Genomic DNA, 13,654 nt, shown 5'->3' with positions numbered 1-13,654 from the left:
GGTTCCGTCCGGCTCTCGGGTGCAGCCTCCTGCGGGGTGCCGCTGTGCCTACTTCGCGACCTTGGCGGCGGCCTCGGCGAGCTTCGGGACGAGCTGCTCGAGGACGACGGGGATGCTCAGCACCGATGCGGCGCTGTAGGCCTGCGTGAGCTCGTCGGTCGGGTCGAGGACGATGGCGCGGCCGTCCTGCACGACGGGGAGGCTCGCAAGGAGGGGGTCAGCGGTCGTCTCGGCGGCGGTGAAGCCGATCGGGAGCATGACGGCGATGTCGGCGTCGAAGGCGGAGACCTGCTCCGCCGACACGGCTGCGTAGAAGCCGGCCGTCTCGAGGTCGAGGACGGCCGGGTTCTGTCGGAAGCCGAGGTCGGCGAGGATGTCGAAGCGCCCGTCGCCCTCGAGGTAGGCCCCGTAGGCGTCGCCGAACTTCGTCGCTGCGACCGCGGTGAGGCCGGCGAACTCCTGGTGGAGGTCTGCGGCTTCGTTGATGGACTGCTTCGTTGCGGACACGAGCGCGTCGCCCTCCTGGGTCTTGCCGAGCGCAGCGGCGACCTGCTCGAGCTGGACGTCCCACGGGGTCGCGAACGCGGCCGTACCCTTCGGTGCGAAGACCGTCGGGGCGATCTTGGAGAGTCGCTCGTACTGCTTCTCGTCGCCCGCGGAACGCGTGTTGAGGATGAGGTCGGGCTCGAGAGCCTGGATCTGTTCGTAGTTGACGGTGTCGCCGCTGTCCTCGATGATCTCCGGGGTGACGTCGCCGAAGAGCTCCGTCGCCCACGGGCCGACGCCCTTGTTGTCGGCTCCGAGGGACTGCCAGTCGTAGACGCCGACGGGTACGACGCCGAGAGAGAGCGCCATCTCCGCGTCCGACCAGCCGAGTGCGACGACGGTGAGGTCGCCGGCGGGTTCGGGGACCGTCACCTCACCGAACATCGTGTCGACGGTGCCGAGCGTGCCCGTGGACGCGTCGTCGGTGGAGGACCCGGCGGTGCAGCCGGCGAGGGCGAGGCCGGCGACCGCGAGCGCGGCGACGGCGGTGAGGGTGCGGGGCATGCGGCGCATGTTCTGCTTTCCGTAGAGAGTGCGGGGGATGAGGTAAGCCTAAGCTTCCCGGGTCACGTCCCGGTAACGACTGGTGGTTCGGCCAGCGCGGTGCGCTGACGCGAGCGCGGGTCTCTGAGCCGAGCGCGCCCCTCCGGAGACCCGCGCTCACCTCCATGGGGCGCGCTCACGTCAGCGCACCGCGCTGGCGAAAGGGCCAGTTGCGCGGCATATGTCGATGTAGGCATATCTGCTCTGTGGATAACCCCATGAGGGCGGGAGAGCGCCCATAGCGTCGATGGATGCCAGTCACCCAACTCCGTCGCCCCATCCCCGCCCTCGCCCTCGTGGCGTCGATCCTTGCGCTGACAGCGTGCACCGGCTCGGATCCGACACCCCCGACGAGGAGCTCACCGCCGCCGGTGTTCGCGAACGAGGAGGAGGCGCTAGCGGCCGTGACGGAGACGTACCAGCAGTTTCTCGACACAGCGAATCTGATCCTGCATGAGGGTGGTTCGGCCCCCGAGCGCATCAGCGCGATCATGGCTCCGGAAGTCGCTGAGGTCGAGCTTGAGGCCTATGGCCGAATGCGAGACAACGGGTACCGATCGGTCGGCGACATCACGCTTGCCGATGTTCAACTGCGCGAGTTCTACAGCCATCCAGATGCCCTCGGTGTCGTTGCGCGGGCGTTCGCTTGCGAGGTGATCAGCTCGGTGGAAGTTGTCGATGCATCCGACCAGCCGATTTCGCAGCCTGGTCGAGCACCGGCAGTCGGCTTCGACGTCTCCCTCGGCCTCGGTCCGAAGGACGGTTCCGAATTCATCATTCTCTCGAAAGAGGCAGAGGAAGGTGCATCCGCATGCGTTTAAAGAACATCGTCGTCGTCGCAGCGGTCGTCAGCATGGCGATCGCACTCGGCTCGCCCAGCGCGGTCTTCGCCGCGAGCTGTGGTTCCGCAGATGCGATCTGGGCTTGTCCCGGGAGCGGCTCGGTCGACATCGGTGGCAGCGTCGAGCGGCCCGGCTCCGGTGGTGGGGGCTCCGGTGGCTCAGGCGGTGGTGACAGCGGTGGCGGCTCGACCGAACTCCCGCCCGGCGTCACCGACGGACCCAACGGCGAACGGACCGTGTGCAGTCTCGTGCGTCCCGACGACTGCTACACGATCACCCCCGGCGAACTGATCCCCGGCTTCGAACCCACACCCGCCGCACAACCGGTCACGATCCGGGACCTCATCAGCTTCGCGCCCGCCGCCCCCACCGTCACCACCGAACCAGGGAGCTGGGGTGTGCGCGGGCTGCACACCAACGTCATCGCCGGTGCATCAGGCCACACCCGCTCCGGGACCCTCCTCGGTCAGACGGCGGAGGTGAACTTCATCCCCGTCGGGTTCACCATCGACTACGGCGACGGCACCACCGCCACCAGCAGCACCGGCGGAGCCACCTGGGCGTCTCTCGGACTCCCCGAGTTCTCCAAAACGCCCACCAGTCATCGCTACACGACCGTCGGGACCAAGACGATCACCGTGGAGGTCGAGTACGCGGCCGAGTACCGCGTCGGCGACAGCGGTTGGCTCCCTGTCGTCGGAACGCTGACCATCCCGACCGACACTCCGCACCCCATCCAGATCGTCCGCAACGCGACCGTCGGCGTCGACCAACCCTGCCGACCCGGTACACCCACCATCGGCTGCTGAACCCCGCACCCGTTCACCGCCGTGAGCGCGCCCCGGCGGCGTGAGCGCACCCCTCCAGAGGCCCGCGCCCACGTCACCGGGGCGCGCCCGCGCCCGCAGCACCACCCTCACGCCAGCGCACCGCGCCGACACCACCGCGCTCGCGTCAGCGCACCGCGCCCGCACCACCGCGCTCGCGTCAGCGCACCGCGCCGGCACCACCCGCCCGCAACGAAGACGGGTCGGGTCAGTGCGCGCCCATGAGGGGGATGACCAGCGGCGTGTGCGACTCGGGGTCGTCGATGATGCGGCAGCGGAGCCCGAAGACCTCCTCCACGAGGTCTGCGGTCACGATGTCGGCCGGCGCCCCCTGGGCGACCACACGACCGTCGCGCATCGCGATCAGGTGCGTCGCGTACCTGGCCGCCTGGTTCAGATCGTGCAGCACCGCGACGAGCGTGCGGCCACCCTCCTGGTTGAGGCGGGTGAACAGGTCGAGGAGCTCCACCTGGTGGGTGATGTCGAGGAACGTCGTCGGCTCGTCCAGCAGCAGCAACGGGGTGTCCTGGGCGAGCGCCATCGCGACCCACACCCGTTGACGCTGGCCACCCGACAGCTCGTCGACGAGCCGACCGGACAGCTCGGTGACGTTCGTCGCCTCCATCGCCGCGATCACCGCCGCCTCGTCAGCCGCCGACCAGCGCTTGAGGATCGACTGATGCGGGTACCGCCCGCGCGACACGAGGTCGATCACCGAGATGCCGTCAGGGGCGATCGACGTCTGCGGCAGCAGACCGATGCGCTTCGCGACCTCCTTCGACGGGTACCGCGTGATCTCCTGACCGTCGAGCAGCACGTGCCCCTGCGTCGGCTTGAGCAATCGGGCCAGGGCACGGAGGAGCGTCGACTTGCCGCAGGCGTTCGGGCCGACGATGACGGTGAACGAGTCGTCGGGGATCGCGAGGTCGAGCTCGTGGATGATCGTCCGCTGGTCGTAGCCGACGCGGAGGCCGGAGCCGGCGAGTCTCGGGGTGGGGGATTCGGTCTTCATGTCAGCGCTTTCCCGCCTGCGTGATGAGCAGGGCGATGAGGTAGATGCCACCGAGGGTCACGGTCACCGCACCGACCGGCAGCGCGGCCGGGGCGATGATCCGCTGGGCCACGACGTCGCTCACGAGGAGCAACGCCGCGCCCATGGCGGCCGAGGGGACGAGGGTGATGCCGGCCGACTTCGTCAACCGTCGCGCGAGTTGCGGTGCGGCGAGGGCGACGAAGACGATCGGACCGGCGACCGCGGTCACGGTCGCGGTCAGGGCGACCCCGACGACGAGCAGCAGCAGTCGCGTGCGCTCGACCGGGATGCCGAGTGCCTTCGCGATGTCGTCGCCGAGTTCGAGCATGCCGAGCCGACGCGACAGGAGTCCGAGCATCGGCACCAGGACGGCGACCGCGATCGTCACCGGGACGACGTCCGCCCAGCCGAGGTCGGCTAAGGAACCCATGCCCCAGCTCGCCGCCGCGATCGCCGCGTTGAGGTCGGCGCGCAGCTGCAGGTAGTCGTTGAAGGCGTTGAGGACGGCGCTGATCGCGATGCCGATCACGATGAGCCGGAACCCCTGGACGCCCCGCGACCAGGCGAGGACGTACACGACGAGGGCGGTCGCGAGCCCGCCGACCAGTGCGCCCGTGACCGTCGCGGCATAGCCACCGCCGACGACGAGGGTGACGATCAGTGCACCTGTGAAGGCGCCGGAGTTGAAGCCGATGATGTCCGGGCTGCCGAGCGGGTTGCGGGTGATCGACTGGAAGATCGCCCCGGACAGCCCGAGGGCGATCCCGCCGACCACCGCGATCACCACCCGGGGCAGCCGCCACTCCAGCACGATCCGCAGCACGCTCTCCGAACCGTCACCCGCGAACGCCGCGAGGAGCTTGTCGAGGGGGATGCGGTACTCGCCCTGGGTGAGCGCGAACGCCCCGACGGCCAGGACGATCACGGACAGGATCGCGACGACGACGAGCTCGCGCCGATGCACCACCCAGCTGATCGGACCGAGGCGCACGGTGCGGCGCCCCGGCTCGGCGAACGCCGTCACAGCCCCTGCGCCTTCGACCGGCGGATCAGCACGATGAGCACGGGCGCCCCGATGAACGCGGTCACGATCCCGACGGGCATCTCACCCTGCACGGCCACCCGCCCGAGGAGGTCGGACAGCAGGAAGATGATCGGGGCGAACACCATCGTGAACGGCAGCGTCCAGCGCTGGTCCGGGCCGACGACGGCCCGGGCGAGGTAGGGCGACATGAGCCCGAGGAACGCGATCGGCCCGGCCGCCGCGGTGGCCGAACCGCACAACAGGGTGATCGCGACGACCGACAGCACACGCGTCCGGAGGACCTTCGTGCCGAGCGAGGTCGCGAGGTCGTCCCCGAGGGCGACGGCGTTGAGCGACCGGGAGACGACGAGCGCGAGCAGAGCGCCGACGACGAGGAACGGCAGCACCCCCAGGAACACGTCCAGCTGACGGTTCTGCAGGGAGCCGGCCTGCCAGAAGCGGATCTTGTCGAAGATGTCGGGGTTCCGGATGGTGATGGCGAAGGTGACGCCCTGCAGCGTTGCGGAGAGGGCGACTCCGGCCAGGACGAGGCGCACCGGGGTGGCGCCCGCCCGCCCACGCGAGCCGATCACGTAGACCACGACGGACGCGACACCCGCACCGGCGAACGACCACCAGACATAGGAGCCGAGGTCCGCCGTCCCGGCGATGGCGACGGCCAGGACGACCGCCAGGTACGCCCCCGCGTTGACGCCGAGGATGCCGGGGTCGGCGAGCGGGTTGCGGGTGACCGCCTGCATCATCGCCCCGGCGAGACCGAGCGCCGCACCGACGCCGATCGCGAGGAGCATGCGTGGCACGCGGAACCCGGTCACGAGGATCGCGTTCGTGTCGCCGCCGCCCTGGGTGAGCGCCCGCCACACCTCCGACACGCTGATGGTGCCCGAACCGATGAAGAGGCTCGCGGCGGCGATGACCGCGAGGAGGAGGATCGCCGCGACGAGCAGGAGCCAGCGCGCGGTCGTCGTCCGGGCGATCCCCGTCGAGGCCTCGCGGGCGCGGGCCGCCGCGGTCGGGAGCCGCAGGCTGTCGAGGTCGGCGCTCACCGGCTCATCGGTTGTCTTCGGCCCTGCCGTGGCGCCAGTAGCCCATGAACGCGACCGACTTGCGGTCGACGCCGCATCCGGAGACGAGGTGCCTGCGCAGCGTCTTGATGGCGGACGCTTCCCCCGCCAGCCAGGCGTAGAGCGGCGCACTCTCGAGGACCGGCCCTCCGGTCGCGTTGACGGGCGCCTCCCAGAGCAGCTGGGTGTCGACGTCGACGTCCTCGAGGGCGGGCTGCGTGGCGATCGTCGCGGTGTCGACCGACGGTGCGAGACGCCCGGCGATCCGCTCGACCTCGGGGATGAGGAGGGTGCCGACGGGCTGGGTCCCGCGGGGGAGGACGATGAGCTCGACGCCGTCGGGCTTCGTGGAGAGGGCGGCGACGTCGTCGGCGTGGGGGAGTTCGACGACGGCGATCCCGCGGGCGGTGTCCGGCAGGCTCTCGAGGATGCCGGCGATCGCCGGGAGTGCCGTCTCGTCACCGGCGAGGAGGACCTGATCGACCGTCGCGGGGGCGTGCCAGTCGATGCCGCCCGCCGCCACGGCGGACCGCGCGTTCGGGACGTTGACGATGAGCTCGTCGCCCACCTCGGCGTCCATCGCCCAGGAGGAGGCCGGTCCGACGCGACCGTGGATGGCGATGTCGACGTCGAACTCCGCGAGCTCCGGCCGGACCTCGCGGATCGTGTAGGTCCGCATCGGGTGACGCTTGTCGTTGGGCAGCATCCGCCAGGCCTGGTACCAGTCGTCGTGCATGGGTAGCTCGTCGAACCCGGTGTCGGGCAGCGGGAAGAGCAGTTTGATGCGCTGATCGTGGCGGTTGTCCGCGATGTGCTGGACCTCGGGGCCCGTGAACGTGAACCGCCGATAGCTCGGGCTCACCTGCTCGATCCGCCGGACGACGGCTGCGAGGAGGATGAAGATCGAGTCGGGGGTCTGTTCACTGAGGCGAGGCATCGATAGGTAAGCCTACCCTTCGACGAGCTGGAGGGCACCTGTCGTGTGGTGTTGTTCCGCCTCGCTGCTCGTCGGGGGTGCCAAGTAGGCTTCGACTGACAATTGAGCTGAGGGGCGCCATGTCCGATATTGAACCGACCGTGCGGCCGTATGAGCCGTTTCCATCCTTCGCGGAATGGCAGGCGGCAGGGGCGGAGTTCTCGACGTTTGAGCGATTCCAGGCACTCTTCGACGAGGCCAAACTTGCGGCGACACCTGACTCGCTGAAGAGCGTCGTCGCCACGGCGACTCGCTGGGCTGCGATTGATACGGGAGCGATCGAAGGGCTCTACGACGTCGATCGTGGGTTCACGATGTCGGTTGCCGTCGGTGCGTCGGTACTTGACGCGATCAAGCACGCGAAAGGCGAGTCTGTTGCACGAGCCGTATCCGACGCGTTGAACGCTTACGAGTTCGTGCTGGACGCGGCTACGCAATCCGTCCCGATTACCGAGATGTGGATACGAGAGCTCCACCAGATGATCTGTCGGTCGCAGGAGACTTACCAGGTCTTCACTCAGGTCGGTCCGCAGGAGCGCCCCTTCCCGCATGGCGAATACAAGACAGAGTCCAACAGTCCTCTGAACTATGCGAAGAATGAGATTCATAGTTACGCGCCACCGATGGACACGCGCCCGGAGATGGCGCGGCTCGTCAGTGAACTCAGGAGCGATGAGTTCGCTGCTGCACATCCAGTTCTGCAGGCGTCTTATGCTCACTACGCGTTCGTCGGTGTCCATCCATTCGCAGATGGTAATGGCCGTGTCTCGCGGGCATTGGCCTCCGTGTTCCTGTATCGCAGCCCCGGCGTGCCGCTGGTCATCTTCGTCGATGAGAAACCGCAGTACCTCGATGCTCTTGAAGCGGCGGATAGCGGTGATTACGGATCCTTTATCAACTTCGTGTCCGAGAGAGCCGTCGATACCATGAACATGGTTCGACAGGACGTGAATGCGGGCGTCGCTGGGGACTCGCAGGCGAAGGTTGCGGCGCTCCAGGCCCTCATGACGGGCCGCGCTGGCATTGCGCACGAGGAGCTCGATGCCCTTGCGATTAGGCTGTCGGACACGGTGGCGGAAGCGTTGGTGTCCGGGGTTGCCGCAGAAGCGTTTGAGGCTCCGCTGTCAGCATCCGTGGGCGCCGAGACTGCCTACCCGGCCGAGCTCAGCGGCTACAGAGTGGTTTCATCCAGCTATGCCAGGTCGCTCACTGTCACTAGTGCCGCACCGGCGGCAGGATCGGCCCGCCACCATTACCTGGTTTACATCGCACGGCCAGCGACCGACGGCCCCGACTTCCTCATCCGGAGTGATGACCAGCGGACCGTACTGGAGGTCCTTGTGCGAGAAGTGCATCCGACCATCTCAGCCGCGCTCCAGTACAGGCTCAGCTCGGCGGCGAAGCGCGAGATCGCTTCACTCCTCGATGAGGTGACTGATCAAGCTCACAATGCCCTCGTGAGGCTCGGATACCTGGAGTCCTAATAAGTAGTGGGGAACCGCTTCTGCAGGGTCTGGATCTACCGGTCGGCACGGTGGTAAACTTGAGTCAGATTCACTCAAGTTTGAACAGGAGACCGTACCCATGCCAGCAGGCCAGACGCCTCAGCAGGAGGATCAGCGCAGCGCGCTCGAGCAGTACGGCGTCAACCTGACCGAGATCGCCGCGTCGGGCAAACTCGACCCGGTCATCGGCCGCGACGCCGAGATCCGTCGCGTGAGCCAGGTGCTCACCAGGCGCACCAAGAACAACCCCGTCCTCATCGGCGAACCCGGGGTCGGCAAGACCGCCGTCGTGGAGGGCCTCGCCCAGCGGATCGTCGCGGGCGACGTCGCCGACAGCCTCAAGGGCAAGCAGCTCGTGTCGCTCGACCTCTCCGCCCTCGTGGCAGGCGCCATGTACCGCGGGCAGTTCGAGGAGCGACTGAAGGCCGTCCTCAAGGAGATCGACGAGTCCGACGGCCAGATCATCACCTTCATCGACGAGCTGCACGTCCTCATGGGCGCCGGCGGCGGTGAAGGCTCCGTCGCCGCGGCGAACATGCTGAAGCCCATGCTCGCCCGCGGCGAACTGCGCCTCATCGGCGCGACCACCCTCGACGAGTACCGCGAGTTCGTCGAGAAGGACGCCGCCATGGAACGGCGGTTCCAGCAGGTCTTCGTCGGCGAGCCGAGCGTCGAGGACACCATCGCCATCCTCCGCGGGTTGAAGGAACGCTACGAGGCCCACCACAAGGTGGCCATCGCTGACAACGCGCTCGTCGCCGCCGCGTCCCTCTCCAACCGGTACATCACCTCCCGTCAGCTCCCGGACAAGGCCATCGACCTCATCGACGAAGCGGCCAGCCGGCTCCGCATGGAGATCGACTCCGCCCCCGTCGAGATCGACGAACTCCGACGCAGCGTCGACCGCCTCAAGCTCGAGGAGCTCGCGCTGAAACGGGAGAAGGACGACGCCTCGAAGGAACGCCTCGCCCGCCTGCGGGAGGACCTCGCCACACGACAGCAGGCACTCGGTGAGCTGCAGGCACGGTGGGAGAAGGAACGCGCGAGCCTCAACCGGGTCGGTGACCTCAAGAAGCAGCTCGACGCCGCCCGCAGCAAGGCCGAACGCGCACAGCGCGAGGGCAAGCTCGAGCAGGCCTCGAAGCTCCTCTACGCCGACATCCCGCAGCTCGAACGCGAATTGGCGATGGCGGAGTCCGCCGAGCAGGACGCCGACGGCGAGCCGCGGATGGTCAACGACCAGGTGACCGCCGAAGACATCGCGGCCGTGATCGCCGCCTGGACCGGCATCCCCGTCGGCCGGCTCCTGCAGGGCGAGACCGAGAAACTGCTGCACCTCGAGCAGGAGCTCTCCCGCCGACTCATCGGTCAGCACCGCGCGGTCGCCGCCGTGTCCGACGCGGTCCGCCGCACCAGGGCCGGCATCTCCGACCCCGACCGCCCGACCGGGTCCTTCATGTTCCTCGGCCCCACCGGCGTCGGCAAGACGGAGCTCGCGAAGGCGCTCGCCGAGTTCCTCTTCGACGACGAGAAGGCCATGGTCCGGATCGACATGTCCGAGTACGGAGAGAAGCACTCGGTCTCCCGACTCGTCGGAGCCCCTCCCGGGTACGTCGGCTACGAGCAGGGCGGTCAGCTGACCGAGGCCGTGCGTCGGCGCCCGTACTCGGTGGTGCTGCTCGATGAGGTGGAGAAGGCGCACCCGGAGGTGTTCGACATCCTGCTCCAGGTGCTCGACGACGGGCGACTGACCGACGGTCAGGGCCGCACGGTCGACTTCCGGAACGTGATCCTCGTGCTGACGTCGAACCTCGGCTCGCAGTACCTGATGGACGCCTCGCTCTCCCTCGAGCAGAAGGAGGAGGCCGTCCAGCAGCTGGTGCGCCAGGCGTTCAAGCCGGAGTTCGTGAACCGGCTCGACGACATCGTCGTGTTCCAGCCGCTCAGCGAGGAGGAGCTCGGCCAGATCGTCGAGCTCTACATCGACCGCCTGCAGCGCCGCCTCGGTGAACGTCGACTGCACCTGGCCGTGACCCCCGATGCCCGGGCCTGGCTCGCGGAGCGCGGGTACGACCCGATGTACGGCGCCCGTCCGCTGCGTCGACTGATGCAGCGGGAGATCGACGACCGCCTGGCACGGTCGATCCTCGACGGCTCGATCCGTGACGGCGACACGGTCCACGTCGGGCTGGCGCTCGACGGCGACGGCCTGACGGTCGAGCGCGCGGAGGTCCCGGCCTAGCGTTGCCTGGCCACCACCCCCGAATGGGGGAGGAACCCCCTGTCGTGCAGCTGGCGACGCGCACTAGCGTGATCCTCGCGATGGGCCCGATCGGCGCGCCCTGAGAGGACCCGATGTCACACGCAGCCCCGAGCACGACCCCTGAGGCGATCGAACCGCCAGCCCCGATCTGGCGACGCCGCCACGCGACCACCTGGTTCTTCTTCGGCGGGCTGGGCCTCTGGGCGTTCCTCCTCCTCGTGCCCCACGTGCTCCTCGGGAACCCGGCGGTCATCCCCGCCTGGATCCTCCTCGGCTCCGGCCTGGCCGCGGCGACGCTGCTCCTCGTGATGGTGCGGCGCCTCCAGCCGGGCGACGGAGTCACCATCCCCGTCCTGCTGTGGGCGGTGCTCGTCGGCGGATTCGTCGCGATCTCGCTCGGCAGCACCTTCGACTCCCTCATCGGCGTGGCCGCGACCGATCTGCACGACAACCCGCGCGACGTCGGTCTGTTCTTCGCCGGGGTCGCTGAGGAGCTCGCGAAGATCATCGCGGTCGTCATCCTCGCCTGGCGCGTGCCGCGCAAGACCGCTCGCGGCGGACTCTTCGTCGGCGGGGCCGTCGGCATCGGGTTCGCGGTCCTCGAGAACCTCTGGTACATCGGGCAGGGCTGGGCGCAGGGCGTCGAGGACACGCAGAAGCTGGCCGCCGGCGCGACTCCGATCGAGACGATCATCGCCCACCCGTCGTTCGAGGCGGCTCGAGCGGCCGTCGGGAGGACGATCTTCGATCCCGTCGGTCACCCGCTGTGGACGGCGCTCCTGGCCGCCGCGGTGTTCGCCGCCGCCCGCAACGGGCGCTTCCGCCTCACCGTCGGCGTCGTGCTCGCCTACCTGGGCGTCGCGCTCATGCACGGGCTGTGGGACGGGAACGCCGTGGTCTGGGGACTGCTCTTCCCCGACATGCCGGCCCTCGGTGTCCTCAGCCTGCCCACCCTCGTGGTCCTCGTCGTCGTCTTCGCCCTGGTGTGGCGGGCCTGGGCTCGTCGGATCAACCGCGAGGCCGGGGTGGTGTCGCTCCACGTTCCGCGTCGCCGGCGGACGAAGGCCTGACCGCCACGCCTCCTGCACCGCGCCCACTGGGCGTCGGGCGCGCGGGGGAGTAGCGTGAGGCGCACCCGATCCGAGTCACCCGAGGAGACGCCCATGCTGGGACGCAAGACCTTCGAACAGCGCGAGGTCGACCAGGCGAAGGCGATGATCGCCGCGCTCGTCGCCGGACGGGTGACCCTCGCCGAGGCGGGAGCCGACCCCGCCGCGGTGGCCGTGGTCGACCCCGAGTTCTTCACCGGCCTGACCCTCGTGCTCGACCGGCCCTTCGTCCACCGGGTGCGGTCGGTGATCGGGCGCGGGCCGAGCGCCCTCAACGAGCTGGAACTCATCGTCGAGTCGATCATCGGACACGAGCGGGTGTTCACGGTGGGAACCGTCCTGACGTACGCGGTGGAGGGCTCGTTCACCGGCCTCGTCCCCGGCGAGACGATCCGGCTGGGTGCCGAACCGTTCGAACGCCTCGCCGTCGGGGTCTTCGCCGAGCTGGAGGAGCTGTTCGTCGTACCGGCGTGAGCTGCGGCGTGGGCCGCGAGCCTGCACCGTGAGCCCGGCGGACGGTGCCACGATCAGCTCGTGAGCTCATCGACCCCAGGACCGATCATGGTGCGGCACGGCGCGAAACTCCGGCTGTCCGTCTCCGCCTGCATCGGCCTCGTCGTCGGCGTGGTCGCCGGGCTGCAGTGGTTCTGGGCGGGCGCGATCCTCGCCGGTTGGGGCGCCACCTGCGTGGTCTTCGTCGGATCGCTCTGGGTGCGGATCTGGCGGATGGGTCCCGAACGGACGCGCGAGCACGCGACGTCCGAGGAACCGGGGCGGACGACGAGCGAGGTGCTGATCGTCCTCGCGAGCGTCGGGAGCCTCGTCGCGCTGAGCGTGGTCATCCTCCAGGCGCGCGCGTCGACCGGCGTCGAGCAGGGCGTGCTCGCGGGCTTCGCCGTGCTGAGCGTGGCGCTCTCCTGGGCGCTCATCCACACGATCTACACGCTCCGGTACGCGCGCATGTACTTCGCGGCACCGGAGGGTGGGATCGACTTCAACCAGGAGGAGGCCCCGCAGTACAGCGACTTCGCCTACCTCGCCTTCGACCTCGGGATGACGTACCAGGTCTCTGACACGACGCTCCGAACGAGCGAGCTGCGGCGCACGGTGCTGAAGCACACGCTCCTGTCGTACCTCTTCGGTTCCGTGATCCTCGCGACCGTGATCAACCTCGTCGCCGGGCTCTAGCGCCTCGCCCGTCGACAGGTGGTCCCTGAGCCTGTTGAAAGGCCGGGACAGGGTCCGACGAACGACGACTGCGCAGCCCGGCGGACCGGACTGCGCAGCAGCGAGCAGCAGGGTGGAGCGAGCGGACTACTCCTGGACGATCACGAGGTCGGCGATGGGGCGACGCTCGCGCGGAGCGCTCTCGCGGTCGCGGAGCATGCCTTCCGGCAGCAGCTCGGGCTCGCCGAGTTCGCCGAGGGCCGTGACGGTGAAGGGCAGCAGACCGTCCGGCAGCGAGAAGGCCTCGCGGATGCCGTCGGCGGAGAATCCGGCCATCTGGTGCGCGAAGAGTCCGTCGCTGTGGGCCTGGACGCTGAGGTGCGCCATGGCCTGGCCGAGGTCGTAGATCGCCCAGGGGCGCTCCTTGCCCTCGTCGTCGATCGTCTCGGCGACGGCGACGATGAGCGCGCCGGCCTGAGCGGCCCAGCCGCGGTTGAACGGCACCAGCTGCTCGGCGATGGTGTCGAACGTCGCCGTGCCCTTCGTGCCGACGATGAAGCGCCAGGGCTGGCTGTTGTTGGCGCTCGGCGACCACCGTGCGGCTTCGAGTGCGGACGTCATCTTCGCCGCGTCGACGGGCTCGCTCGCGAAGGCGCGGGGGCTCCAGCGGTCGGCGAGGACGTCGAGGATGGGGGCATCGGTCTGAGCGGTGCGGGTCACGATGGACATGGATC

13 protein-coding genes are annotated in these 13,654 nt (G+C 69.0%); 7 read left to right on the top strand and 6 right to left on the bottom strand.

Annotated elements, in window-relative coordinates:
- Positions 1–48: 48 nt before the first annotated feature.
- Positions 49–1,050: an iron-siderophore ABC transporter substrate-binding protein gene (locus ASE44_RS09820; RefSeq protein ID WP_162235746.1), complete on the bottom strand. Its 1,002-nt coding sequence runs from the start codon at positions 1,048–1,050 to the stop codon at positions 49–51.
- Positions 1,051–1,340: 290 nt separating this feature from the next.
- On the opposite strand from ASE44_RS09820, the gene ASE44_RS09815 reads away from it, so the two are divergent.
- Positions 1,341–1,910: a hypothetical protein gene (locus ASE44_RS09815; protein WP_157579851.1), complete on the top strand. Its 570-nt coding sequence runs from the start codon at positions 1,341–1,343 to the stop codon at positions 1,908–1,910.
- Complete coding sequence (locus ASE44_RS09810) at positions 1,901–2,740, top strand: hypothetical protein (protein ID WP_056779301.1); 840 nt, start codon at positions 1,901–1,903, stop codon at positions 2,738–2,740. The genes ASE44_RS09815 and ASE44_RS09810 overlap by 10 nt, the downstream gene beginning before the upstream one ends.
- Before the next feature lie 226 nt (positions 2,741–2,966).
- Here the strand turns inward: ASE44_RS09810 and ASE44_RS09805 are convergent, their stop codons facing one another.
- The 4 genes from ASE44_RS09805 to ASE44_RS09790 are packed head-to-tail and all read right to left on the bottom strand — an operon-like array spanning position 2,967 to position 6,837.
- Positions 2,967–3,770: an ABC transporter ATP-binding protein gene (locus tag ASE44_RS09805; protein ID WP_056779299.1), complete on the bottom strand. Its 804-nt coding sequence runs from the start codon at positions 3,768–3,770 to the stop codon at positions 2,967–2,969.
- Between the two features lies 1 nt (position 3,771).
- Positions 3,772–4,815 carry an iron chelate uptake ABC transporter family permease subunit gene (locus ASE44_RS09800; RefSeq protein ID WP_056779298.1) on the bottom strand — a complete coding sequence of 348 codons (1,044 nt, stop codon included), beginning with the start codon at positions 4,813–4,815 and terminating at the stop codon, positions 3,772–3,774.
- Entirely contained in the window at positions 4,812–5,882 is a 1,071-nt protein-coding gene (locus ASE44_RS09795; protein ID WP_082455935.1) for an iron chelate uptake ABC transporter family permease subunit, read from the bottom strand. Before ASE44_RS09795 ends, ASE44_RS09800 begins: the two co-directional genes overlap by 4 nt.
- Positions 5,883–5,886: 4 nt before the next feature.
- The gene (locus ASE44_RS09790) at positions 5,887–6,837 is read right to left on the bottom strand and encodes a siderophore-interacting protein (RefSeq protein ID WP_082455934.1); all 951 of its coding nucleotides are present in this window, start codon (positions 6,835–6,837) and stop codon (positions 5,887–5,889) included.
- Between the two features lie 119 nt (positions 6,838–6,956).
- Between ASE44_RS09790 and ASE44_RS09785 the strand changes: the two genes are divergently transcribed.
- The 5 genes from ASE44_RS09785 (at position 6,957) to ASE44_RS09765 (ending at position 12,941) form a co-directional block, all read left to right on the top strand.
- Entirely contained in the window at positions 6,957–8,360 is a 1,404-nt protein-coding gene (locus tag ASE44_RS09785; RefSeq protein ID WP_056779297.1) for a Fic family protein, read from the top strand.
- Between the two features lie 100 nt (positions 8,361–8,460).
- A complete protein-coding gene (locus ASE44_RS09780) occupies positions 8,461–10,623 on the top strand; it encodes an ATP-dependent Clp protease ATP-binding subunit (RefSeq protein ID WP_082455933.1) in 2,163 nt (720 codons plus the stop codon).
- A gap of 113 nt (positions 10,624–10,736) precedes the next feature.
- Positions 10,737–11,714, top strand: coding sequence for a PrsW family glutamic-type intramembrane protease (locus tag ASE44_RS09775; protein WP_056779293.1), 978 nt, complete (start codon positions 10,737–10,739; stop codon positions 11,712–11,714).
- 93 nt (positions 11,715–11,807) lie between these two features.
- Complete coding sequence (locus tag ASE44_RS09770) at positions 11,808–12,227, top strand: hypothetical protein (RefSeq protein WP_056008991.1); 420 nt, start codon at positions 11,808–11,810, stop codon at positions 12,225–12,227.
- A gap of 60 nt (positions 12,228–12,287) precedes the next feature.
- Positions 12,288–12,941 carry a DUF1345 domain-containing protein gene (locus tag ASE44_RS09765; RefSeq protein ID WP_235522583.1) on the top strand — a complete coding sequence of 218 codons (654 nt, stop codon included), beginning with the start codon at positions 12,288–12,290 and terminating at the stop codon, positions 12,939–12,941.
- A gap of 126 nt (positions 12,942–13,067) precedes the next feature.
- Here the strand turns inward: ASE44_RS09765 and ASE44_RS09760 are convergent, their stop codons facing one another.
- Positions 13,068–13,649, bottom strand: coding sequence for a nitroreductase family protein (locus ASE44_RS09760; RefSeq protein WP_056779287.1), 582 nt, complete (start codon positions 13,647–13,649; stop codon positions 13,068–13,070).
- Positions 13,650–13,654 lie beyond the last annotated feature (5 nt).

The sequence above is a fragment of the Plantibacter sp. Leaf1 genome (genome assembly GCF_001421315.1).
Lineage (GTDB): Bacteria > Actinomycetota > Actinomycetes > Actinomycetales > Microbacteriaceae > Plantibacter.
The sequence above is the reverse complement of the archived record's forward strand: the minus strand, read 5'-3'. Positions and strand labels throughout refer to the sequence as shown.